The sequence below is a fragment of the Archangium violaceum genome (assembly GCF_016887565.1).
Classification (GTDB): Bacteria; Myxococcota; Myxococcia; order Myxococcales; family Myxococcaceae; genus Archangium; species Archangium violaceum_B.
On record NZ_CP069396.1, the window covers coordinates 10906533 to 10929751 of the forward strand.

The following is a 23219-nucleotide window of genomic DNA, read 5'->3' on the forward strand; positions in this document are numbered from 1 at the left end:
GGTGATTGTGAAAGGTCACATTCCGACAACACCCCACATACGCTCGGGTCACTCCAGACAGGCCTGTGCGTTCTCGTGACGACAGACGTGCAGGTTGCGCGGCACCTCCAGCCAGTAGATGTCCGGAGCGGAGTTCTCGCGCTCGCGCAGCGTCTCCGTCACGGGCGCCGAGCCCACGCCCGGCATCACCACCTCGTAGCGCACGACGCCCGAGGCGGACACCGAGACGACCGCCGCGGGCTCGGGAGGCGGAGCCCACGCATCACGCGTCTTGGAGGGAAGGAACCCGAGCGGATTGCCACTCGCGTCCACCAGCTGGAAGCCGGCCGACTGGTCCGGCAGCCCGGTGATGACGTCCGCCTGCCACGAGCGGCTGATGTCCCCCGAGCCCACCAGCTTGCAGGCCGACACGGTGGCGCCAGCGGGGGGCGAGAAGCTGGGCCAGAACACGATGCCCCCCAGCACGGCCGAGCCCGCCGCCGTCTTCTCCTGCGGGCCCCCGTACCGCATGAACCAGCCCGGTCCCTCTGGAGTCCCCCGCGAGAGCGACGCCAGCGTGCTCGTGGGCACGTAGCGCACGGGGCCCTGCGTCGGGTGCACGTAGGTCTGATAGGCGCTGTCGGGGATGGTGACATCCACCAGCGAGCCGTCTTCCGTCAGGCGTCCGCTGTCGAACACGAGGGCCTCGGCCGCGTCGTGGAAGCGGCGCTGCCAACCCCCATACGCATGGAAGCCGAAGTAGCGGTTGTGGGGCACCTTGTCGGCATCCGCGCCCAGGTCCAGGTCGCCATGCGAGTCGGTGGGCAGCCGTGCCAACGCGCACGACCACTCGCCGCCCGCCTTGGAGCACTCGGCGTCGGTGCTGGCCGGAGCCGTCCCCGAAGCGGGGAAGCGATAGGAGCCATTGCCCAGGGCCGTGCTCTTGTCGCACCGGATGCGGAGACCGGTCAGCTCCATCCGCGTGGACGAGCACGTGGCGCCCACCGAGCCCGAGAGGGATCCGGTGTCCTCCACCAGTACCCCATCGTCGTACTCGAGCACGGACGTGCGCAGCTGGCCGTTGAGGTCGGCGGTGAGCTCCGCCCTCACGTCACACTTCATCCGCACGCAGGCCAGCAGGTCGTCCGGGCCGCAGTTCGTGCCCTCCTTGGAGCGCAGATGCTGCCGGTCACCGGTGCCCAGGAAGGCGCGCAGCCAGCCCGTCTCCGGCTGACGCACGGTGGAGGCGAGGTGGAAGAAGGGCTGCTTCTGGTGGGCCTTGCCCTCGCGCGCCATCTCCAGCGAGCGCGCACCGAACCAGTTCGTCACCTGCCCGTCGCTCCCCAGCACGCCCGGCTCGTGGAAGCGGAACGTCCACACCTGGCCGCCCAGGTCTCCGACGACCAGGGTGTCGAAGAAACCATCCAGGTCGATCCGCAGATCCTCGGCGCGGCCGATGTCCACCAGGGCCGGAGCGGCGGCGATGGGCATCATCCGGTGGAGGACCTCGTCCGTGTACGACCACAGCTTCTGTCCCGTCCAGGCATCCAGCATGTACACACCGCGGCCCCGCGAGAGGTCGGCGCTGTAGCCGCCGTTGAGCATGGCGATCCACCGCTCCTCCCAGCCGCGCGAGTTGCCCTTCGCGAGCCGCACCGGACCCATCGGCGGAGGCTTGGGCGCGAAGTTCGTCCAGGACTGGCCCATGGCGCTCGACTCCGCGTCACACGAGTTGGGGAACATCCAGCGGAAGGGCTTGCCATCCGGCTTCAGCATCTCGCGCGGGTTCGTCACGTCCAGCGCGACGAAGCGCTGTCCGCCGGAGCGCTCGGTGAGGATGGCGAGGGTGTGGAACTCATTGGCCTCCTTCACGTCGTTGGCGGCGCTCCCCGCGGAGCCGTCCGCCCAGAGGTCGCGCACCATGGCCGTGCCATCCACGTAGAACTCATGGCCATTCATCATCAGGCCCAGCTTGGGCAGCAGATCCGGCGGGATGAAGGCCCACAGTTCCTGGCCGGTGCCCAGGTCGTGCACGTCGTCGAAGGCGTTCTTCTTCTCCCGGGAGGAGATGGGCGCGCCCGCGTGCACGGCGTGGAGCATGCCGCCATTGGAGCCCACCAGCACGATGCGCTCGCGCCCGGCGTACGCCTCGCGGAACACATCATAGGCCCCGTACCTGTTGGGGCTGGAGCCAGGAGGCGGGTTCATCGGCGTGGCCGCGTAGCAGGGCTTGCCCGCGGCCGGCGTGGAGCATGACGTCTCGGAGGACACCGACGCGGTGAAGTCCTCGTAGAGGGTGGACAGACACTGACCGCTCAGCCCCAGCGAGCACAGCAGGGGCTCGACGGGCGGGTCCACCGTCACCGGCGCGGAGTGGAAGATGTCCGCGAGCTTGCAGGAGCGCGAGACATCGTCCGAGCACGGCCGGTCCTCGTCGGTCACGAGGTCCCCGTCGTAGTCGAAGACATCCGCGCCGCGCACGAAGGCGATGAGCAGATCGACACACGCGTCCTGCTGCGCGGCCGTGCCCGTCCAGGCCTTCCGCAGCCTCGCGAAGGCCCCGGCGCAGAAGCCATCACCCGCCGCCAGCAGGTACTGCTTCAGCTCGGCCCGGTGGGCCAGGTCGAAGGGAAGGGGCGGGTTGTCCGCCGCGGTGAACCGGCCATCCTTGTCGCGGTCGATGAGCGTGAAGACGCAGCGGCCCCCGGTGGAGTCGAGCGGGGCATCCGGATCACACGGGACGCTCGCGCTGCGCTTGCCGAGCGTCTCCGCCAGGTCCCAGAAGGGCTGTGCCGGGGTGCCTCCCACCAGCCGGCCCTCACTGTTGACGGTGGCCGTCTTCACCTTCACCCAGGCACCGTCCACGTTCTCCTGGACGATGTTGTCGCTGGTGAAGCTGGCGACGTCCGGCAGCGCGCCCGGCACGGTCGTGAAGCCGGCCGGCCTGTCCATGAAGAACGTGTCATCACAATCCTTGTCGCCATTGAGGTCGTGCACATCTCCCGCCGGGCTCTTCGCGCGGGCCGGCACACAGCCCTGGGTGAACTCGCTGTAGAGGAAGAAGCGGTAGAGGTGACCCTCGTACGGGCGGCCCTGGCGCGGGACGAAGCGGGGCACGTAGGTGGCGGACTGCATTCCGCCGGCCTGCACCGCCGAGAGGTTGGCGGCGGAGAACGAGGTGGAGACCTCCTTCACCTCTCCGAGCGCGGCGAGGACGGCGTCGCGCAGCTCATCCACGTTGTTCGCGCGGAAGAACCTGCCCTTGCCAGCCATCGCGATGCTCTGGAGCATCGGGCTGTTGTCGCCATAGCCGATGGTGTACGTGGTCACCGACTGGTCGCCCGCCAGGTCATCGCGCAGGTCCGCGTTGGCGAGGAAGAAGGCCACGTCGTCCATGAAGTTCTTGTTCGTCTTCGCCAGACCCGTGGGCCAGTTGGCGTAGTCACAGTCCTCCTTCGTTGCGCCGAACTTGTCGCAGTAGTTCACGCCGCCCGGGTTCGTGTTCGTCTCGGGGTTGCTCGGATCGAACGTGAGCGGCGTGCCGTCCGGGTGCCGCGCGCCCCGCGCCTTCAGCAGCTCCATCATCTTCGTGATGGGCACCGAGTTGTCGTACCGGGGCGAGCCGTCCGTCAGCACGATGACGGAGCTGGCCTGACAGGCGACGCAGACGGAGCGGTCCTGCCCCCCCACCTCCCACGGCTGGGTGTCCTTGAGCCACTCATCGGGCGATTGAGCGCCCCAGGGCGCGCCATCCTGGCCGCCCACGGGGTTGTCGTAGGTGCCACCATTGCAGCACCCCGGCCAGCCCCAGCCTGGTTGGATGGGATTGGAAAACCAGCTCGCCCACCGGCCATCCACCCTCTGCGAGGAGAAGTACCCACCGAGGCCGAAGAGGGCCTCGCCGATGGAGCGCTCGTCGTTGCGGAAGGCGATGGAGTTGATGGCCTTGTACAGCTCGGGCCTGGCGAGCGCCGACTCGTCCATGAGGGGATGGACCTTGTCGCAGCCCGGCTTCAGGGGCCGCAGCAGCACCGGCGGATCGAACCAGCCATGGTCCGGACCGAACGTGGCCACACCGAGACGCATGCCACTCACGGAGGCGATGACGTCCTTGAGCACCTTGCGCGCCGCCACGAACTTGGGCGGGTTCACGTTGAGCACGCGGCCACTGAGGATCCACCTGCGCCGCGCCTCGACGGGGAGCGGACCGGTGCTGGGATCCGAGGGAGTCGTGGCCAGGGGCCCGCGCCACCAGCCCTTCTCCGTCAGGCACTTCTGGCACTCCGCGTAGACGGGCGAGCCCCACGGTTCGCTCCAGCCCACCGCGTTGCCACAGACCTGCATCGTGTCCGTGAAGCCGAACGTGCCGCGCATGTCGATGTCGAGCGAGAACGGATCATCATCCCTGCGCCACGACAGGCGCCGGCCGCGCGAGTGGTAGAACTTGTCCGGATCGAAGAAGTGCTTCTCCGTGGAGGAGAACTCCGGGTCCGGATCGATGGGCACGGAGCCATTGAGCTTCGGGTCCGGGCTGCTCGGGTCGAACCACTTCATCGCGTCGACCAGCGTCGGATCCGAGCACCCCATCTTCGAGGTGTCGCCCACCTCGGGCAGGAACGCGACGTAGTCCAACATGGACTCGTTGTTGCCCAGCAGGAAGATGGCGCCGGGCGGACTGGACGGCACCTCGAAGAAATCCTTGTCGCCTCCTCCCGAGGCGTTGATCATCGTGTCACCCAGGGCGGTGGCACCCGTGCAGCACGCGGCCATCTCCGGCACCGGCACGGTGCCCGAGCGGCCCGGCAGGGCCAGCAGCCCCGCGGCCCCCACCACCGCCAGTCCCGCCACGAGTCCCACGCGACGATCGAACGATCGACGCCCGTGTCTCGAGGCCTTGAAATCGATGCCCATATCGCAGGCTCCTCGGAAGCCGGATCGCACCACGGGCTTCCCGCCCCGAGCAGAAATCAGGCGTCTGACACGTGAGGCACTGCCTGGGAGCAAATGTGCTGTGAGGACGGAAGACGCGTCCGAAGCGGGTGTGCTTCGTGGCGTTAGTCCGACACCCGGGGCTGCTTCAGCAGCCGGTAACGCCCGGGCGACACACCCGTCCACCGTCGGAACGAACGGCTGAAACTGCTCACGTCCGAGAAGCCCAACCGGAAGGCCACGTCGGCCAGCTCGAGGCCCTCGTCGCCCACGAGTGCCCGTGCCTTCTCCGCGCGCACCCGGTCCACGAGCTCCTGATAGGACAGACCGTCCTCCTCCAACCGGCGCTGGAGCGTGCGCTTGCTCATGTGCAGCCGCGCGGCGATGTCCTCCGCGCTCGCACCGGACCCGAGCGCCTCCTCGATGCGCGAGGCCACGGTGGCGGTGAAGTCCTCCGCCGGGGCCCGCGCGCGCAGGGCCGAGTCGGCGAGGTGCTCGGCCGTCGCGAGCAGGCGCGCATCCGCCGTCGTCAGCCGTGCCTCCATCCACGCCCCATCGAGCAGCAGCCCGTTCTCGGCGCGGCCGAAGTCGATCTCCTCCGTGCCGAAGAAGCGATGCAGGGTGTCCACGAGCTTCGGGCGCGCGTGGAGGAACCACACCGACCGGGGCACCACCTGGAGCCCCGTCAGCGTGCGCACGTGCGTGAGCACCGAGGCCAGGGCGTACTCGTGCACGTACCGGGTGAGTCCCCGGGGATGTCCGGCCACGCGGCAGGTGAACGCCACCTCCGTCCCGCGCTCCTCCAACTCGAAGACGAGCCGCTCGTTCTCCAGCGGTGCGTAGCGCACCATCCGGAGCAGGGCCTCGCGCACCGTGGGGCTCGCGCGCATCGCCAGCTCGCCCAGCCCGTAGCGGCGCGGCTCCAGCTCCACCGGCAGCCGCAGCGCGAGGAAGGGGTCGCCCAGCTCACCCGAGGCCGCTTCCAGCAAGCGGCCGAAATCCCCGGCGGTGATGGGCGCCTCCGCGAGCTCCTCCACACCGGCCGGAAGCTCGAAGCGGCGGACGAGCAGCCCCGCGTCCCCACCGCGCGAGCGCACCAGGCGGAGGAGCGCGGGCACCAGCCCGGACTTGAAGGGAGTCTCTTTGCGTGCGCGAGCCACGGAGCACGGATTATGGCACGCTGGGTCATGCTTCTCGGCGTCCCCGGTCATACCGGCGCCCGGGGCCGCCCCGTACATTGGTGCGCGTCACGTCACCGAGAGGACAAAACGATGAGGACGCAGATTCGCAACAAGGAAGGGACGGAGCTCTTCAGCCATGACGGGGACCTGCGAGAGACCCTGGAGGCGGCGAGCGAGGCGCGGGTCGATCTCACCAAGGCCGTGCTCGACGGGGCGGACCTGTCCGGGGCGAACCTGGAGGACCTGAACCTGCGGCAGGTGAGCCTGCGCGGGGCGAACCTGCGGGGCGCCAACCTGGAGAACATCAACCTGGCCGGTGCCAACCTCCACGAGGCCAACCTGCGCGGCGCGAACCTGGAGAACGCCGACATGCACGAGGTCGTCCTGGCCGGCGCCAACCTCGAGGGATGCAACCTGGAGAATGCCCGGCTCATCGGCGCCAACCTCGTCGGCGCCAATGCCCAGGGGGCGAACCTGGAGGGCGTGGACCTGATCCGCGCGAACCTGGAGGGCGCCAACCTCGAGGGCTGCAACCTGGAGGATGCACGGATGAGCGAGGCCACCCTGACTCGCGTGAACCTCCGGCGCGCCAACCTCGAGGGCGTCGACCTCGATCGCGCGAACCTGACGTACGCGAACTTCCGCTCCGCCAACGTCGAGAAGGCCGACCTGCGCGACGCCATCCTCGAGGGCGCCAACTTCCGGAGCGCCAACCTCGAGCGGGTTCAGTTCGACCGGGCGAACCTGACGAATGCCTGCTTCGACGGCGCCAACCTCGAGCGCTCGAGCTTCTCGGCCGCGACGCTCACCGGCGCCACCTTCCACGACGCGAACCTCCACCGGGTGAAGGATCTGCGGATACCGACACCCGGTTGAGGCCGCCTACCACCGGGGACCGGGCGGGCCATGACACGCGCCCGCCCGGCCCGCTCCATCATGTAGAGCGGTATCTCGTGCGGTGGAGCGCGCGCAAGATGAGGAGCAAGACGCACGCTCCCACGAAGGCGACGATGATGGTGGACACGATGCCACTTCCGGGAGCGCCGACTCCAAGTGCCCGGAAGAGCCAGCCACCCAGGAACGCGCCGACGATGCCGACGACGATGTCTCCGACGATTCCGTAGCCGCCCCCCACCACCGCCGAGGCGAGCCACCCCGCGATGAGTCCGACGAAAAGCCAGATGATGAGTGTTTCCACTGACATGTGTGTTACCCCCAGGAAGGAGTCCCCCAACAGGTAAGCACCCGGGTAGGAGAGGCCGAGGGAACAGGCAGGCAGGAGAGCGCCGCATCGTCCGCCTGGCGGGACTCAAACCGGCCGGCGGTGCTCCACCCCCTCTGGGCTGGCCACCACCAGTTCCGAAGTAAGGCCAATGAACAGTCCATGCGCCACGATGCCGGCCCGCGCCTCCAGCTTCGCGGCCAGTTCCTCCGGGCGCTCGATGGGGCCGAAGGCACAGTCGAAGATGAGGTTGCCCTGGTCGGTCCGATAGGGCGTTCCCCCCGGGCCTTCGCGCCGGGTGATGCGCGCGCCCAGCCCCTCCAGGAAGAGCGCCTGCGAGCGCCAACCGAAGGGCAGCACCTCCACGGGGACGGGCCAGCGCGTCCCCAACCGGGGTGACAGCTTGCCCGCGTCCACCACGATGATCTCCCGCCGGCTCGCCTGGGCGACGATCTTCTCCCGCAGCAGCGCCCCGCCCCCACCCTTGATGAGGCGCAGCTGGGGATCCACCTCGTCCGCCCCGTCGATGGTGAGATCCACCACCGGGTGCTCCTCCAGGGTGGTGAGGGGCACTCCCAGCGAGCGCGCCAGCACCTCCGTCTCCACCGAGGTGGGCACGCCCACCACGTCGGTCAGCCTGCCCTCCGCGCGCAGGGCGGCGAGCCGGCGCACCACGAAGGCCGCGGTGCTGCCCGAGCCAAGCCCCACCACCATGCCCGGCTGGATGGAGTCCACCGCGCGCTCGGCGGCGAGACGCTTGAAGCGGACGACCTCACTCTCATCGGATGCGGACGTCACGGGACCGGGTGATCCTCCTTCAGCGCCTCGCTCTTCGCGTCGATGCAGGCCAGCAGATCATGCCAGGACTTCGAGAAGGAGTCCGCGCCTTCGCGCTGGAGCTGCTCGGCCAGCCCGTCCAGCTCCACGCCGGCGAGCTTGAACTCCTCCAACACCTCGTCGCTCTCCCACTCCTCGTTCGTGAGCAGGGAGCCCACCCGTCCGTGGTCCGCGAAGGCCAGCAGAGTCTTCTCCGGCATCGTGTTGATGGTGTCCGGCGCGGCGAGCGCCTCCACATAGAGCGTGTCTGGCGCGGTGGGGTCCTTGGAGCTGGTGCTCGCCCAGAGCAGCCGTTGTATCCGAGCGCCCTCGGAGACCAGGCGGCAGACACGTGCGCTCTCACACAACTCGCGGTAGGTCCGGTAGGTGCGCTCTCCCACCGCGATGCCCAATCGGTTGCGGAGCGACTCGGGCACCTGTCCCTCCACGGCCTTGTCCCATCGGCTGACGAAGAGGGAGGCCACCGACGGCACCTCCGGCGAGAGCCCCGCCTCCAGCCGCCGCTCGAGCCCCTTCAGGTATGCATCCGCGGCCGCCAGGTACTGTTCGGACGAGAAGAGGAGCGTCACGTTGATGGGGACGCCCGCGAAGATGGCCTCCTCGATGGCTCGCAGGCCCGGGCGTGTTCCCGGAATCTTGATGAAGAGGTTGGGCAGGCCGGCCTGCTCGTGCAGGGAGATGACTTGGTCGAGGGTGGGCATCGACTGGAAGGCCAGCAGGGGCGACACCTCCAATGACACCCAACCATCCAGGCCCCGGGTGCGCTGGTGGATGGGGAGGAAGAGGGCCGCCGCGCGGGACAGGTCCTCCAAGGCGACCCGGAAGAAGAGCTCCTCCCCCAGCCGCCCGCGCGATCGCTCAGCGAGGATGGAGGCGTCGTAGGCATCGCCGCGCCGGATGGCCTGGTCGAAGATGGTGGGGTTGGAGGTGAGCCCGGTGACGGACAGGTCGCGGATGTAGTGCTCCAACCGTCCCTCGTCGAGCATCTGCCGGGTGATGTTGTCCAGCCAGAGCCGCTGGCCGGCCTCGTGCAATGTCTGGGTCGCGAGCATGGCCCTGGACTCCTGTCATGAGGCGCGGGCGGCCCGCGCCCCTGTCCAACATTCAAGGTGTGCACCTCACCATGGGAACGCAGGGCGAGGACGGAGGGCGGGCGCGGGAGAAGGCGCTCGACGCGCGGCAACTACGGCATGGCGAAGCGGCGGAAGAAGCTCTGCTCGTTCCAGCGCGGGCGCTCGGGCGCATCCGCCACGGCGCGGGTGAGCGCGGTGAACATCCGGACGAACTTCGCCGCGCCCTCCTTATCCACCGGCTGCGAGAGGTCATCCGCGGGCCCGTGGTAGCGCTCGCTGTACCACTGCTTCTGGAGCTTCTCCTCCTTGGAGCCCGGCTCGAAGCCGAACTTGAAGGCCAGCGCGGGCACGCCCTCGCGGATGAAGGAGTACTGGTCGCTGCGGATGAAGCCCATGCGGTTGGGCTGCGGATCCGCCAGCACCTTCACGCCCTGGGCCCCGGCCACCTGCCGCAGCGGCGCGGCGAGGGTGGACTCGTCCATGCCGAAGGCCACCACGTGGGTGAAGGGGAAGAGGGGCAGGAACATGTCCAGGTTGAGGTCCGCCACCAGGCTCTCGCGCGGCACGGTGGGGCGGGCCGCGAAGTACTTCGAGCCCAGCAGGCCCTTCTCCTCGCCCGTCACCAGGGCGAAGAGCACCGAGCGCCTGGGCTTCGTCTCCGAGGCCTGGAGCGCCCGCGCCAGCTCGAGCACCGCCGCCACGCCCGAGGCATTGTCCATGGCGCCGTTGTAGATGCGGTCCCCCTTCACCGGCTCGCCCACACCCACGTGGTCCAGGTGCGCGGAGACGACCACGTACTCCCGGGCGAGCGTGGGGTCGCTCCCGGGCAGCACGCCCACCACGTTGGCGGACTTCACCGGCTCGGTCTCGAAAGCGAGCTCGGCCTTCAGGCGCGAGGGAAGCGCGAACCCCGGCAGCGGCTTGTCCGCGTTGGCCAGCGCGACCAGCGCCTCATAGGTGTGCGGTGCGCCCGCGAACAGCTTCTGGGCGCGCGCCGTGTTGACGACGACGCTCACCTTCAGCCCCTGGTCATCGTTGAGGGTCGGGTCGGCGAACATCATCGAGGCCATCTTGCGAGACCCCGCGGTGCGCTCCCAGGGCACCTCCATGAGCTTGGGGTTCTGCAGCATGACGAGCCCCATCGCACCCGCCTTCTTCAGCGCCTTCACCCGCTCGCTCATGGAGCCATGGTGGGCCCGCAGCGTGCCCGGAATCTTCTCCGGGCCACCCTGGAGGATGACCGCGACCTTGCCCTGGAGGTCCACCCCGGCGAGCTCATCGTGGCCCGCCTCGGGGATGGAGAGGCCGTAGCCCACGAACACCATCGGGGCGTCGACCTTGCCCGACTCCCCCATGCGGGCGGAGATGATGGCGTCCTGGCCCAAGGTCAGCGGCAATTCCTTGCCCCCGCGCACCAGCACCAGACGCGAGCGCTCCTCCACCAGCCGGCGCGACACCAGGTCCATCTCCTGGAGGTAGCCCTCGCCAGCCCCCGGCTTCACCCCGGCGGCGGCGAGCTGCTCGGCGACGTAGGCCGCGGCCTTGCGGTAGCCCTCACTGCCCGTGTTCCGCCCCTCCAGTGCGTCACTGGCGAGGAACTCCACGTGCTTCCACCACCGCGCCCCCTCCGACACGGGCGCATCGGCGGCATGGGCGGCGGGGACGGAGAGGAGGGAGAGCACTGCGAGGAGAGAGGCGGAGGTACGGGGCATGGAGGACTCGTGTCGGGTCGGGCAGCGGCCCCCCAACGCCAGATGGGCGCGTTCATTCCAGGCGCGGTGGCGTGCTATCGCGCACGCAGCTGGGCGAGGAGCGCGTGGGCCTGCTCCCTCGTGGAGACGAAGTGGATCTTCGCCAGGACATTCACATCCGCCATCTCGGTCAGCTGGGACGCGAGGACGATGCCCCGGGCCAACGCTTTGTGCACGAGCCGCGCGCCGATGTAGACGATGCCCTGGATCCACTCAGTGCGGACGTGCTCGCTGATGTAGCGCCCGGTCTCCGGGTCGAGCGGTTCGGCCGCCTGCATCTCCGCCACCATGAAGAAGGGTCGTGATTCGCCCAGCTCCCGGTAGAGCGCCACGAGGCGGGTGGCCCCCTCCAGGGAGAGCGCTCCCCGGAACTCCGCCCAGAGGAGATCAGGCGGCTCGAAGCGGAGCGCATTGTTTCCAATCGTCCACTCGCGATGGATGGGCGTCATGGCTGCCTCCCGGAGCCACCAGCCTACGCGAGCCCGTCACGAGTCCGTGGCCCGCCCCCCGACAGACATCCCCCTCGCATGTGACCGGGACACACACCCGGAGCGCCAATCCCTGTCGTTTGACAAGCCCCCTCTCAACCTCTTAGAGCTCGTTTCAAAAATGGACCAGGGAGCCTAGGTCATCTGACCTGCCTCCCCGGGATTGTTTCATAAATGAACCGCAGAGGTATCCAGACTTCCCTCTACGTACCTGGTGCTCATCCTCGCAAGCATGAGGCGCGAACTGGTCCCGGACGAGCTGTGGGCGAGGGTGGAGCCGCTGCTGCCACGACATCGCCGCAAAGGGAGAAGAGGTCGTCCATTGCGCGACGATAGGGCGTGCCTGCGGGGCATTATCTTCGTGCTCAGGACGGGCATCGCCTGGAGAGACCTGCCAGCCGAGGTGTTCGGGTGCAGCGGGGCGACGTGCTGGAGGAGGCTGCGAAAGTGGAGCCGAGCAGGAGTCTTCGAGAAGCTCCAGCGGGTGTTGCTGAACGAGTTGGGGCACAAGGGGCTCATTGACTGGAGCCGGGCCTCGTTCGACTCCAGCAGCCTACGGGCGATAAAAGGGGGGCCCAAACAGGCCCGAATCCAACGGACAGAGGAAAGGCGGGCAGCAAGCACCACCTGGTCGTAGACCGCCGGGGCCTGCCGCTGGCCACCTTGCTGTCGGCCGCCAACGTGCACGACAAGCGCGAGGCGCTGCCGCTCCTCGACGCCATCCTCCCCATCAAGGGGCCACGAGGCAGGCCACGCAGGCGTCCGGCGAAAGGGCACGGCGACAAGGGGTACGATTATGCCGATACCCGCCGGGGATTACGGAAGCGCCACATCGTTCCCCGCATCGCCCGCCGAGGCGTGGAGTCGAAGGAGCGTTTGGGACGCCATCGCTGGGTGGTGGAGCGCTCCCTGGACTGGTTCCACCAGATGAAACGCCTGCGGATTCGCGAAGAGCGGAACCCACAGATGCACCTGGCACTCCTTCGCCTTGGCCACTGCCTCCTTCTCTATCGCGTGCTTGAGCGCCATTTACGAAATGGCCCTGAATAGGCAGGGCATGTTACCTGACCTCTCAGGTCCATTTTTGAAACGAGCTCTTAGGGTGCAATAATCCTTTCAGAGGGGAATTTTCGTGCGACTTTGGAATCTCGGTGCGTGTGTACTCGCGCTCCTGGTGGTGTCCTGTGGCGGGGAAGTCGGAGGGGTGGAGCAGCAGGAGGCGGGTACGCTGCAACTGCCGCTGACGTCGTCGTCTCCGGACGGCAGGACCTATCGGCTGGTGGGGGCGACGTTCACCATCAAGGGGCCGCAGACGGTCACCCTCACGGACACGTCGGCGGACACCGTGCATGCGACGCTCACGGCCGGGCCCTACACCGTCCAGCTGGGCGGCGAGTGGCACCTGGAGGCCACGGATGCACCCGGGACGGCCGTGTCGGCCCAGTTGCTGTCGCCCAATCCCCTGCCCTTCTCCGTGACCCGGGGAGAGCTCACCCAGGTGCGCTTCCAGTTCAAGCTGCCCGGGAGTGGCGACGCGGACGTGGGCATCAAGGTGGACAACGGCGGTTGGATCGCCGGCACCCTCCAGTTCACCGAGCGCGAGAACCCCTCGAGCGGCGTGAGCCCCTTCGATGAGCTGGTGGGCAAGAGCGTGCCCTTCCTGATCAGCTACGAGTCGTCCTCGCTCTCGCGGGAGGGCTACTCGGGGAAGATGCTGCTCGTGCAGACCAGCCCTGTCACCGTCCAGTTCGGAGGCGCGCCTTCCGAGATCCTGGAGCGCGTCGCTCTGACCATGACGGGCTCGCCGCTCTTCTTCGGCCTGCGGGCGGACTCGAATGGCTTCATCCAGTTCGATGGCCTCCGCATCAGGGACTATGCGAACACCTTCGAGCTCGATCTGTCCCCGAGCATGCCCTTCGTGGGAGCGGTGGACCGCGAGGGCTTCCCCGCGGCGCGGGCCTTCCAGGTCGAGGTCACCGGCGCGCTCCGGGGCACCTACTCCACCGCCGGCTATGACGGGGTGCGGGGCCCGGCGAACGTGAACGGCCTGCCCTGATCCATCTCGTGGTGACGGCCCCGCCGTGCTCAACGTCGTGCGAGTGCCGACAGCCTCACAGCCCCGCCAGGAACTCGAGGAGCGCCGCGTTCACCTCCGCGGGGCGCTCCTGCTGGGTCCAGTGGCCGCATCCCGGAAGCATCAGGGTACGGCGCAGCCCGGGAACGTTCTGCCGCAGGGCATCGAGGGAGCCGGGCTGCATGGCCAGCACCGGCTCGCGCTCTCCCGCGATGAAGAGCGCCGGCTGCTCGATACGCCTGTCATCCCACGCGCGAGACAACTCCCAGGTCGTATCCGCGCAGCGGTACCAGTTCAACCCGCCGCGGAAGCCCGTGCGCTCGTACTCGGCCGTGTAGAAGTCGAGGTCCTCCTGGGTGAGCCAGGACGGGAGCACTTCCGGCTGAAGCAGGTGCTCGAGCATGGTGCCGTTCCTGGGCCCTCCCGCCAGGCCCCGCAGCACCTGGAACGGCGGATCGCCCGAGAGCGAATAGAAGAAGCCGCGCAGGAACGTGCGCACGTTCGCATCCAGCTCGGCCTCGGCCTTGCCGGGCTGCTGGAAGTAGAGGAAGTAGAACCACTGGTCGCCGACAGCCTGCTTCAGGACCCGCGTCATCGGCATGGGTGCACGAGGTGTCCAAGGCACGCCCAGCACGGCCACGGCGCGGAAGCGCTCGGGCCGCCACAGCGCCGCGTTCCAGGCCACCGGGCTGCCCCAGTCATGGCCCACCACCACGGCCTTGTCCACGCCGAGCGCGTCGAGCACGCCCACCATGTCTCCCACGTGGTGGAACTGCGTATAGGCATGCACCTCCGCTGGCGCCTGCGTCTGCCCGTAGCCTCGCATGTCCGGCGCCACCACCCTGTAGCCCGCCGCGGCCAGTGCCGGGAGTTGGTGGCGCCACGAGTACCAGCTCTCGGGGAAGCCGTGGCAGAGCAGCACGACGGGGCCCTTCTCGGGTCCCGCCTCCACGAGGTGCACCCGAAGACCCTTCGCATCGACGAAACGGTGGCGTAGCTCGGTCATGCGGGGAAGTGCAGGCGGTGTCCACCCCACTTGTCAACGCCAGACAAGAAGAGCTCATGCCGGTCCGACTGTTTCAATGCTTGCCATCCAGGAGCCAGTCGCGCACGGCGAGGAAGCGCGCCGTGGGAGCCGCGGCCCGGCGCCATGCGAGCCACAGCGTGCCTCGAGGGCGCCGCAGGGAGCGCCGGCCGGACTCCGGCGCGAGCGTCACCACCCTGCCCGCGCGCACCGCGGACTCCACCAGGTAGTCGGGCAACACGGATAGACCCGCCCCCGCCTCCACCAGTGCCAGCATCTCGTCCAGGTTCGTGATGCGGCACACCACCCGCTCGGGGAGCGACTCCTTCGGACCGAAGGCCACCCGCCACCAGGGAGCGAGCATGGCCAGGTCGGAGTCGAACGCGATGAAGCGATGGGCCGCGAACTCTCGGGCGCTCCGGGGCGTTCCCCACCTTCGAAGGTAGGCGGGCGCGGCCACCGCCACGAACTCCTCCTGCGCCACGGGCCGCACCTCCAACCCCGTGGCCTCGGGTAACAGGCCCATGATGGCCAGATCCACTTCGCCCGACAGGAGCCGGCGCACGAGCAGGCTCGGCACGTCGAAGCGGACGCTCAGCCGCAGCTCCGGATGGCGCTCCAGGAGCGCGGGCATGCGCGGGCGGAGCCAGAACCGGAAGAAGGGCCAGGGACCGCCCAGGGACACCTCGCCGCGCACGGCGCGTTGGGCCTCGGACGCCTCCTCGAGCGCCGCGTCCAGGGCGGGCAGGTGCTCCCTCAAGCGCTCGACGAGGGCCGCTCCCGCGGGGGTGAGCCGGGCCCGGCGCCCCACCCGCTCGAAGAGCGCCACGCCCACGCGCCGCTCCAGCGCCTTGAGTTGCTGACCCACGGCGGAGGCCGTGATTCCCAACCGCGCGGCCGCGGCGGCATGGGTCCCCGCGCGGCTCACTTCCCAGAGCGTCCACAGTGCCTCGTGATTGCCAAGCATGGCTTCACATTATGCGAAGACCCTCCTGGTTTTCTTGAGTCCGGGCGGGCGGTACTCCTTCGCCCATCGCCGCCACGCGCGGCGCTCACGAAGGAGCACACACCATGAAGGCACTGACTGCCGTGAAGATCCTCCTGATCGTCACCAGCCACTCGCAGTTCGGAAACACGGGAGAGCAGACGGGATTCTGGATGGAGGAGCTGGCGGCCCCCTACGAGGAGTTCACCCGGGCCGGCGCTCAGGTGGACATCGCCTCGCCTCTCGGAGGCAAGGCCCCGGCGGACCCTCGCAGCCAGAAGGAGGAGTCCGAGGCCACACGCGCCTTCCTCGCCGATGCCCAGGCGACGAAGAAGCTCGCGAACACGCTGGTGCTCGGGAAGGTGAAGGACACCTACGACGCCTACTTCGTGGTGGGCGGACACGGCGTGATGTGGGACCTGGCGACGCACTCGCCGCTGCACCAGTTGCTGTCGGCGGCGTACGCGCGCGGCGCGGTGGTCTCGGCCGTCTGCCACGGACCGGCGGCGCTGGTGGGCGTCAAGGGTCCGGATGGCAAGCCGCTCGTGGCGGGCAAGCGCGTGGCGGCCTTCTCCAACGCGGAGGAAAAAGCCGCGAAGTTCGACACGATCGTTCCCTTCCCCCTGGAGACGCGGCTGCGGGAGCTGGGCGCCCGCTACGAGTCCGGCCCGCTGTGGGGCAGCTTCGTGGTACGCGACGGGCGGCTCGTCACCGGGCAGAACCCGGCGTCGTCGGCGGCCGCCGCGCGTGAAGTGCTCTCGGCTCTGCGCGAGAAGTAGCAGGACGCACGCTGAACCTCGTCGGCACGAGAGGGTTCGACTCAAGGCGGCGGGAATCGACCGCCGCATTCCGTCCCGTGCCTCTGGATGTCCACAAAACCGGGGCAGGCCTGTGCCCCTGGCCCATGAAAGAGCGCCCGCCCTCCCGCCAGCGGGGGTGGCATCCGTGGAGGGCATCCAGAGGCCCCGCTCGCGGGTTCGAACCGAGTGTTTCCGCACCAACACACGCTCCATGTGAGCCTGTGGACTACCCGGCAGAGGATGCGCACCCTCGCTGTTATTGCGTCGACGAAGCCCGCCACTGCGTCACCGGTTCTCACCCGATGAGTCAGAGTCCCCCTGAATCCAAGGCGCCCACCGCCGCCACGGAAGTGCTCGCGGGCGGAGGGGAGATGGGCGCGCTCATGCGCGACATCGACTGGTCTCGCACGGAGCTCGGGCCCGTGGAGACGTGGCCCGCCTCCCTGCGCACCATGGTGGGCGTGGTGCTGGGCAGCAGATTCCCCATGCTGATGTGGTGGGGAGAGCGCATGGTCCAGGTCTACAACGACGGCTACCGGCCCATCCTGGGGGACAAACACCCCGCGTCCATGGGCGCGCGGGGGGCGGACGTCTGGAAGGAGATCTGGTCCACCATCGGTCCCATGGCCAAGGGCGTCCTCCGGGGCGGCCCGTCCACCTGGTCCGAGCACCTGCTGCTCATGCACCGCAAGGGATTCTTCGAGGAGGCCTACTTCACCTTCTCGTACAGCCCCATTCCCGACGACACCGGAGGGCGTGGGGGCGTGCTCGTCACCGTCCAGGAGACCACCAGCCAGGTCCTGGGCGAGCGGCGGCTGAACACCCTGCAGCGGGTGGCGGCCGACTCGTTCCAGGCCCGGAGCGTCGAGGAAGCCGCCCGGCTGGCGATGCGGGCGCTCGACGGCAACCCGAATGATCTACCCTTCGCGCTCCTGTACCTGTGCGACGCGGACGGTGGACACGCGTCGCTGGTGGCGACCCGAGGGCTCCGGGAGGAGCGCCTCTCCTCGCTCCCGCCCCTCCTGGACCTCGCCGCGGCCCAGGACGACTGGCCGTTGCACGAGGTGCTCGCGACACGCCGGCCCGTCCAGGTGGCGGCACTGCCCCAGCGCCTGCGCCTGGCGCTCGCGAGCGAGGACGCTCCGGCGCCCACCCGGGCCCAGGTGCTGCCCGTGGAGGGCGAGGCTGGCGGCGCCCTGGCGGGCTTTCTCATGGTCGGCCTCAGCCCCCGGCTCGAGCTCGACGACAAGTACCAGGGCTTCCTGCGGCTCGTGGCGGGGCACCTCTCCACGGCGCTCGCCCACGCGCGGGCCTACGCGGAGCAGAAGCAGCGCGCGGAGGCCCTCGCCGAGCTGGACCGGGCGAAGACGGCCTTCTTCAGCAACGTCAGCCACGAGTTCCGCACGCCCCTGACGCTGATGCTCGGACCGGTGGAGGACCTGCTGGCCAGGGGCCAGCTGCCGGACACGGCGCGCGAGGCGCTCGAGCTCGTCCACCGCAACGGCCTGCGCCTCTTCAAGCTCGTCAACACGCTCCTGGACTTCAGCCGCCTGGAGGCGGGCCGCGTCCAGGCCAGCTACCAGCCCACGGACCTCGCCGTCCTCACCGCGGGGCTCGCCAGCTCGTTCGACTCGGCCATGGCGAAGGCGGGGCTGCGCCTCGTGGTGGAGTGCGAGCCCCTGCCGGAGCCCATCTGGGTGGACCGGGAGATGTGGGAGAAGGTTGTCCTCAACCTCGTCTCCAACGCGTTCAAGTTCACCTTCGAGGGGGAGATCGCCGTGCGCCTGCGGTGGCGGGGTGACCACGTGGAGCTGTCCGTGCGCGACACCGGCACGGGCATCCCTCCCGAGGAGCAGCCGCGCATCTTCGAGCGCTTCCACCAGGTGCGGGGCGCGCGGGGCCGCAACCATGAGGGCAGCGGCATTGGCCTCTCCCTGGTGCAGGAGCTCGTGAAGCTGCATGGCGGCACCGTGCGGGTGGACAGCGCGCCGGGCCAGGGCAGCACCTTCACCGTGTGCATTCCCACCGGCTGCTCCCACCTGCCGCGCGAACGGCTCGACGCTCCGCGCACGCAGGCCTCGACGGGGCTCGGCGCAGCGCCCTTCGTCAACGAGGCCTCCAGCTGGCTCGCCACCCCTCCCCCGGTGCCCTCCGGCCCCACCGCCGCGCCGGAGGCTCCGCCCGCGCGAGCCCTGGCACCGGGCGGCCATATCCTGCTCGTCGACGACAACGCGGACATGCGGGACTACGTGCGCCGCCTGTTGGAGACGCGCTTCACGGTCGACGCGGTGGCGGATGGGTTGGCGGCGCTCGCGGCGGTCGAGGCCCGGGTGCCGGACCTCGTCCTCTCGGATGTGATGATGCCGGGGCTGGACGGCCTGGAACTGCTGCGCGAGCTTCGGGCCAACCCCCGCACCTCGGCCATTCCCATCATCCTCCTGTCCGCGCGAGCAGGCGAGGAGGCCACGGTGGAGGGCCTCCGGTCCGGAGCGGATGACTACCTCGTGAAGCCCTTCAGTGCCCGCGAGCTGCTGGCGCGCGTGGAAGGCGCCCTGCGTCTGGCGCGCGAGCGGGCCGAGCGCGAGCGGCTGGCCGTGGACCGCGCCGAGTTCGAGCAACACCTCATCGGCATCGTCAGCCATGACCTGCGCAACCCGCTGGCCGCCATCTCCGTGTCGGCCGCGACGCTGCTGCGCGGAGCGGAAATGGAGGAGCGGCAGCGCAAGTCGCTCGGGCGCATCCTCACGTCGGCGGAGCGCGCCCACCGGATGATCCGGGATCTGCTCGACTTCACGAAGGCCCGCCTGGGTGGGGGCCTGCCCATCCAGCGCGTGCCGCTCGACTTCCACGCCCTCAGCCGGCAGGTGGTGGACGAGCTTCAGGCCTCACACCCCGAGCGCGTCATCCTGCTCGAGCAGCACGGCGACGGACAGGCCGTCTGGGACGGAGACCGGATGGCGCAGGTCCTCATCAACCTCATTGGCAATGCCGTGCACTACAGCCCCCCGGGACCCCCGTCCGGGTGAAGACCCACGGGGAAGTGGAGGACGGGGTGTTCGAGGTCCACAACGAGGGAGCCCCCATCTCGGAGGAGCTCCTCCCCCGGCTCTTCCAGCCCATGCAGCGCGGGGAGACGGCGGGGGACAACGCGAGCCGCAACGTGGGGTTGGGGCTCTACATCGTGGACCACATCGTGCGGGCGCATGGCGGCAGCGTCGAGGTGCGTTCGCGGGAGGGAGAGGGGACGACCTTCCGGGTGCGCCTGCCACGCGGGGACTTCGAGCCCGCCGCCCAGGAGAACGCGCGGCCTTGAGCTAGAACCCCAGCCGCTCCCCCAGGTAGTGGTCGAGCTGCCGGTACCAGGTGGGCCAGTCGTGGGGCATGTCGTGGCCCCAGATGTCCAGGTTGTGGGGGATGCCACGCTGGTGCAACAGGTGGCTGAGGTGCTCGGAATACCCGGGGTTCTCCCACGCGCCGCGGCTCGTCACCAGGTGGATCTGGCTGTGGTGCCGCAGGAGGTCCATCCCAGACCCCTCGGGCAGATTGGGAACGTAGGAGACGGGGTTGTTGAAGTAGACCTCGTCGCTCCAGTAGCCGTGGAGGAACTCCGGCTGGAGGTCGTAGAAGCCGCCCAGCCCGAGCAGCAGTTCGAACTGGTCCGGGCGCCGGAAGAAGGCGTTGGCGGCGTGGAAGGCTCCGAAGCTGGCTCCCACCGCGCCAATGCGTGCGTGGTCGTTCCCCAGGCAGCGGCGGATATGCGGGACGACTTCCTGCTCGACATAGTCCGAGTAGCGCACCTGGTTGTGGGCCTTCTCGTGGATGGGCATGCCAGGGTTCATCCACGCCCAGGGATTGATGCTGTTGATGCTGAAGATCTGCACCCGGCCGGCGAACAGGTGGTGCGCGACGGACTGGATGAGCCCCATGCGCTCGGCCTCGAGGAAGTCGCCTCCGGCGGTGGGGAAGAGCAACAGGGCCGGGCCCCAGTGGCCATAGCGCACGATGGGCATGTCCATGCCCACCCGGGGGCTGAACCAACCGAAGAGCTCACGACGCAGATTCGGATCGACGTTCGACATGAGGGGCAGATTCCAGAAGAACCTCCGGGCTGTAAAGGCGATTCATTGGGAACCGCCCCTCTCGGTCGGCGCGACCAGGCTCCCGCCGCGCTACGCGGCGATGGCCACCGGCAGGGTGGCGATGTATCCCGCCGTGGTGCTGCCCGTGACGCTCGCCATCTGGAGGGTCGTTCCGTCCCTGAAGACGTTGTCCTGGGCGTAGCTCATCCTGGAGAGGTTGCTCGCGCTCGTGGAGTACCCGGTGGTGGCGTACACCGTCTTGCACGCGTCCACCGGCAGGGCGAGCTGCGAGGTCTTCAGCTTGTTCGCGGCCGAGGTGGCCTTCGCGAGGCTGGGGTAGACCTCGAAATGGATGTGAGGCATTCGTCCGGCGTAACAACCGGGGAAGATGGTGGTGAAGGTCGCCACCCCGCTGCTGTCCGTCGCCTGCACGCCACGCAGGTAGTTCTGGGCGGGGAGGTCATACATCGAGTACTTGCCGTCACGATCGCAATGCCAGAGGTAGATGGCATATCCCGACAGGGGAGCGCAGCTGCGCGTGCTGCTCACCAGGGTGAGCTTGAGCGTGAGCACGATGCCCGCCGCGGTGCCGGTCGCACTGCCGATGCTGGAGCGGATGTCACTGCGTACGATGCCCGACAACGCGAGCGCGTTGGGCCCGTTGGAACCATCACCCGGGTACGGCCCCTGCGTCTCCTCCGGGATTGTCGAGCAGGTGGCCAGCGCGTCGGTGCCGACACCCTCGGTGCCGATGCCCTCCGTGCCAACGCCACAACCCACCAGGAGCGTGGCACCCGCCATCCACTGCAAGAGTTGTCTGCGGTCCTGTCGCAGCGCCAGGACTCTCAGATCGTGCTGGAGACCTTTATCGTGACTGTGGTTGTCGCTACTCATGTCGCCTCCCTGTGAAGAGGCGGACGAGAGTAGGGGGCATTTCTTAAGAACGTCTTAAGCCGACAAACACATTAATTCAACTTTATTTGAAAAATCCGCTTTCCGTGCAAGGTGGCCCGGTCCACGGCCCTCCCCTGCCTCCTCCCAGGGCCCGTGCACCGGGCTCGAGCCGAGGGTGCCCGTCGGCCTCCGCTATTTGATAGGAAACCCCCATGACCGAACACCGCTCCATCGCCGAAGGCTTCATCACGCACCAGGTCACCAACCAGGCCCCGCCGCTCACCTATGACGCCTGGGCGACCGATACGGTGTTGCGTGAAGCCGTGACCCGGGAAGGGGGCGCCTGGGCGGAAGCCGAGCTCGCGAAGTACGGTCCCCTCGTGGGCGGTGAGATGATGCAGCTCGGGTTCGTCGCCAACGAGAACAAGCCGAAGCTCAGGACGTTCGACCGGTACGGCAACCGCCTGGACGAGGTGGAGTTCCATCCCGCCTACCACCGCCTCATGGAGCTGGCCATCGCCCATGGCGTGCCGAACTTCTCCTGGCGCCACGAGGACAGGCCCGGTGCACACGTGGCCCGCATGGCGCTGTTCTATCTGCACAACCAGGCCGATCAGGGCACGAGCTGCCCCCTGACGATGACGTACGCCAGCGTGCCCGCGCTGCGCCGCCAGCCCGAGCTCGCCCGGGAATGGCTGCCACGCGTGAGCTCGGCCACCTATGACTCGCGGTTCATCCCCGCGGCCCAGAAGCGGGGTGCCACCCTCGGCATGGGCATGACCGAGAAGCAGGGCGGCTCGGATGTGCGGACGAACACCACGCGCGCCCATCAGCTCGGGAGCCGGGGGCCCGGGCAGCCCTATGCGCTCGTCGGCCACAAGTGGTTCTTCTCGGCCCCCATGAGCGACGCGTTCCTCGTGCTCGCGCAGGCCGAGGGGGGATTGTCGTGCTTCCTGCTGCCGCGCTTCACGCCGGACGGCGAGCGCAATGCCATCCGCATCCAGCGCCTCAAGGACAAGCTCGGGGACTGGAGCAACGCCAGCTCCGAGGTCGAGTTCCACGGCGCCACCGCCTGGATGGTGGGCGAGGAGGGCCGCGGCATCGCCACCATTCTCGAGATGGTGGCCCTGACGCGCCAGGACTGCATGATCGGTTCGAGCGGTCAGATGCGCCAGGCGCTCGTGCAGGCCATCCACCATGCACGGCACCGCAAGACCTTCGGCAAGTGGCTGAGCGAGCAACCGCTGATGCTCAATGTGCTCGCCGACCTGGCGCTCGAATCGGAAGCGCATACCGTGCTCACCGCGCGCGTGGCCCGGGCCGTGGATGCGAGCCACCGGGATGCCCGGGAAGCGGCCTTTGGCCGTATCGCCACGGCCATCGGCAAGTACTGGGTGTGCAAGCGCGCTCCCGCCTTCATCAACGAAGCGCAGGAGTGCCTCGGCGGTGTCGGCTATGTCGAGGAGTCGAATCTCGCGCGGCTGTACCGGCAGGCCCCGCTCAACTCCATCTGGGAAGGCAGCGGCAACATCCAGTGTCTGGACATGCTGCGCGCGGCCACGCGCGAGCCGGCCAGCCGCGATGCCCTGTTCGAGGAGCTCCTCGCCGCCCGGGGTGGTCATCCGGCGCTCGACGCCGAGGCCGCGCGCCTGACCAGGGAGTTCGACGACCTGAGCACGCTCGAGTCGCGCTCGCGGTTCATCGTCGAGCGGCTCGCGTTGGCGCTGCAAGCCTCCCTCCTCATCCGCGCTGGCAACACCCAGGTCGCGGACACCTTCTGCGAGTCACGTCTGGCCGGTGCACACGGACAGACGTTCGGCACGCTCCCGGCCCACGCCCCGATGCATGCGCTCATCCAGCGCGCCTTCGCGGAAGGAGCCGAGACCCCTCGGTGAGTGGTGGC

Annotated in this window: 18 protein-coding genes; 7 read left to right on the forward strand and 11 right to left on the reverse strand. The window is 68.9% G+C overall.

The annotated features are described in order from the left end of the window. Positions 1 to 48 precede the first annotated feature (48 nt). Both JRI60_RS43385 and JRI60_RS43390 read right to left on the reverse strand, forming a co-directional pair. Positions 49 to 4890 carry a PilC/PilY family type IV pilus protein gene (locus JRI60_RS43385; RefSeq protein ID WP_204221934.1) on the reverse strand — a complete coding sequence of 1614 codons (4842 nt, stop codon included), beginning with the start codon at positions 4888 to 4890 and terminating at the stop codon, positions 49 to 51. Between the two features lie 143 nt (positions 4891 to 5033). After that, a complete protein-coding gene (locus JRI60_RS43390) occupies positions 5034 to 6068 on the reverse strand; it encodes an AraC family transcriptional regulator (protein ID WP_204221935.1) in 1035 nt (344 codons plus the stop codon). A gap of 111 nt (positions 6069 to 6179) precedes the next feature. Here JRI60_RS43390 and JRI60_RS43395 point away from each other — a divergent pair, with 111 nt between their 5' ends. Then, positions 6180 to 6965 carry a pentapeptide repeat-containing protein gene (locus tag JRI60_RS43395; protein ID WP_204221936.1) on the forward strand — a complete coding sequence of 262 codons (786 nt, stop codon included), beginning with the start codon at positions 6180 to 6182 and terminating at the stop codon, positions 6963 to 6965. 58 nt (positions 6966 to 7023) lie between these two features. Here JRI60_RS43395 and JRI60_RS43400 read toward each other — a convergent pair whose 3' ends face one another. The 5 genes from JRI60_RS43400 to JRI60_RS43420 all read right to left on the reverse strand — a co-directional run bounded on the left by JRI60_RS43400 (position 7024) and on the right by JRI60_RS43420 (position 11421). Beyond that, positions 7024 to 7293, reverse strand: coding sequence for a GlsB/YeaQ/YmgE family stress response membrane protein (locus JRI60_RS43400; protein WP_204221937.1), 270 nt, complete (start codon positions 7291 to 7293; stop codon positions 7024 to 7026). Between the two features lie 105 nt (positions 7294 to 7398). After that, on the reverse strand, positions 7399 to 8109 hold the full coding sequence (gene rpiA, locus JRI60_RS43405; protein WP_204221938.1) for a ribose-5-phosphate isomerase RpiA: 711 nt from the start codon (positions 8107 to 8109) through the stop codon (positions 7399 to 7401). Beyond that, the gene (gene tal / locus JRI60_RS43410; protein WP_204221939.1) at positions 8106 to 9200 is read right to left on the reverse strand and encodes a transaldolase; all 1095 of its coding nucleotides are present in this window, start codon (positions 9198 to 9200) and stop codon (positions 8106 to 8108) included. The genes rpiA and tal overlap by 4 nt, the downstream gene beginning before the upstream one ends. A gap of 131 nt (positions 9201 to 9331) precedes the next feature. Continuing rightward, positions 9332 to 10933, reverse strand: a complete 1602-nt coding sequence (locus tag JRI60_RS43415; protein WP_204221940.1) for a M20/M25/M40 family metallo-hydrolase — start codon at positions 10931 to 10933, stop codon at positions 9332 to 9334. A gap of 74 nt (positions 10934 to 11007) precedes the next feature. Continuing rightward, a complete protein-coding gene (locus JRI60_RS43420; protein ID WP_204221941.1) occupies positions 11008 to 11421 on the reverse strand; it encodes a hypothetical protein in 414 nt (137 codons plus the stop codon). A 271-nt stretch (positions 11422 to 11692) separates the two neighbouring features. Between JRI60_RS43420 and JRI60_RS43425 the strand changes: the two genes are divergently transcribed. Together JRI60_RS43425 and JRI60_RS43430 are read left to right on the forward strand one after the other, a co-directional pair. Next, a protein-coding gene (locus JRI60_RS43425; protein ID WP_430384330.1) for an IS5 family transposase occupies positions 11693 to 12510 on the forward strand; the annotation gives its coding sequence in 2 pieces (ribosomal slippage) (positions 11693 to 12035 and positions 12035 to 12510; 819 coding nt in all). A gap of 82 nt (positions 12511 to 12592) precedes the next feature. After that, on the forward strand, positions 12593 to 13516 hold the full coding sequence (locus JRI60_RS43430; protein WP_204221942.1) for a hypothetical protein: 924 nt from the start codon (positions 12593 to 12595) through the stop codon (positions 13514 to 13516). Between the two features lie 55 nt (positions 13517 to 13571). Here JRI60_RS43430 and JRI60_RS43435 read toward each other — a convergent pair whose 3' ends face one another. Then, positions 13572 to 14540 (reverse strand): alpha/beta fold hydrolase, encoded by a 969-nt coding sequence (locus JRI60_RS43435; protein ID WP_204221943.1) that lies wholly within the window; start codon positions 14538 to 14540, stop codon positions 13572 to 13574. A gap of 73 nt (positions 14541 to 14613) precedes the next feature. Next, positions 14614 to 15525 (reverse strand): LysR family transcriptional regulator, encoded by a 912-nt coding sequence (locus JRI60_RS43440; protein WP_204221944.1) that lies wholly within the window; start codon positions 15523 to 15525, stop codon positions 14614 to 14616. Between the two features lie 104 nt (positions 15526 to 15629). Between JRI60_RS43440 and JRI60_RS43445 the strand changes: the two genes are divergently transcribed. The 3 genes from JRI60_RS43445 to JRI60_RS54990 all read left to right on the forward strand — a co-directional run bounded on the left by JRI60_RS43445 (position 15630) and on the right by JRI60_RS54990 (position 19656). Continuing rightward, positions 15630 to 16322, forward strand: a complete 693-nt coding sequence (locus JRI60_RS43445) for a type 1 glutamine amidotransferase domain-containing protein (protein ID WP_204221945.1) — start codon at positions 15630 to 15632, stop codon at positions 16320 to 16322. A 323-nt stretch (positions 16323 to 16645) separates the two neighbouring features. After that, positions 16646 to 19369 carry an ATP-binding protein gene (locus JRI60_RS43450; protein ID WP_343213363.1) on the forward strand — a complete coding sequence of 908 codons (2724 nt, stop codon included), beginning with the start codon at positions 16646 to 16648 and terminating at the stop codon, positions 19367 to 19369. A gap of 26 nt (positions 19370 to 19395) precedes the next feature. Further along, positions 19396 to 19656, forward strand: a complete 261-nt coding sequence (locus JRI60_RS54990; protein ID WP_343213364.1) for a sensor histidine kinase — start codon at positions 19396 to 19398, stop codon at positions 19654 to 19656. A gap of 1 nt (position 19657) precedes the next feature. Here the strand turns inward: JRI60_RS54990 and JRI60_RS43455 are convergent, their stop codons facing one another. After that, a complete protein-coding gene (locus tag JRI60_RS43455; RefSeq protein WP_204221946.1) occupies positions 19658 to 20422 on the reverse strand; it encodes an esterase family protein in 765 nt (254 codons plus the stop codon). Between the two features lie 90 nt (positions 20423 to 20512). Continuing rightward, on the reverse strand, positions 20513 to 21316 hold the full coding sequence (locus JRI60_RS43460) for an intradiol ring-cleavage dioxygenase (protein ID WP_204221947.1): 804 nt from the start codon (positions 21314 to 21316) through the stop codon (positions 20513 to 20515). A gap of 212 nt (positions 21317 to 21528) precedes the next feature. On the opposite strand from JRI60_RS43460, the gene JRI60_RS43465 reads away from it, so the two are divergent. Next, positions 21529 to 23211, forward strand: a complete 1683-nt coding sequence (locus JRI60_RS43465) for an isovaleryl-CoA dehydrogenase (protein ID WP_204221948.1) — start codon at positions 21529 to 21531, stop codon at positions 23209 to 23211. Positions 23212 to 23219 lie beyond the last annotated feature (8 nt).

Excerpts from the sequence above, each read along its gene's own strand:
- JRI60_RS43385 (WP_204221934.1), bottom strand. The coding sequence starts at position 4,890 with ATGGGCATCGATTTCAAGGCCTCGAGACACGGGCGTCGATCGTTCGAT.
- JRI60_RS43395 (WP_204221936.1), top strand. The coding sequence starts at position 6,180 with ATGAGGACGCAGATTCGCAACAAGGAAGGGACGGAGCTCTTCAGCCAT.
- JRI60_RS43400 (WP_204221937.1), bottom strand. The coding sequence starts at position 7,293 with ATGTCAGTGGAAACACTCATCATCTGGCTTTTCGTCGGACTCATCGCG.
- tal (WP_204221939.1), bottom strand. The coding sequence starts at position 9,200 with ATGCTCGCGACCCAGACATTGCACGAGGCCGGCCAGCGGCTCTGGCTG.
- JRI60_RS43415 (WP_204221940.1), bottom strand. The coding sequence starts at position 10,933 with ATGCCCCGTACCTCCGCCTCTCTCCTCGCAGTGCTCTCCCTCCTCTCC.
- JRI60_RS43420 (WP_204221941.1), bottom strand. The coding sequence starts at position 11,421 with ATGACGCCCATCCATCGCGAGTGGACGATTGGAAACAATGCGCTCCGC.
- JRI60_RS43435 (WP_204221943.1), bottom strand. The coding sequence starts at position 14,540 with ATGACCGAGCTACGCCACCGTTTCGTCGATGCGAAGGGTCTTCGGGTG.
- JRI60_RS43440 (WP_204221944.1), bottom strand. The coding sequence starts at position 15,525 with ATGCTTGGCAATCACGAGGCACTGTGGACGCTCTGGGAAGTGAGCCGC.
- JRI60_RS43445 (WP_204221945.1), top strand. The coding sequence starts at position 15,630 with ATGAAGGCACTGACTGCCGTGAAGATCCTCCTGATCGTCACCAGCCAC.
- JRI60_RS43450 (WP_343213363.1), top strand. The coding sequence starts at position 16,646 with ATGAGTCAGAGTCCCCCTGAATCCAAGGCGCCCACCGCCGCCACGGAA.
- JRI60_RS43455 (WP_204221946.1), bottom strand. The coding sequence starts at position 20,422 with ATGTCGAACGTCGATCCGAATCTGCGTCGTGAGCTCTTCGGTTGGTTC.
- JRI60_RS43460 (WP_204221947.1), bottom strand. The coding sequence starts at position 21,316 with ATGAGTAGCGACAACCACAGTCACGATAAAGGTCTCCAGCACGATCTG.
- JRI60_RS43465 (WP_204221948.1), top strand. The coding sequence starts at position 21,529 with ATGACCGAACACCGCTCCATCGCCGAAGGCTTCATCACGCACCAGGTC.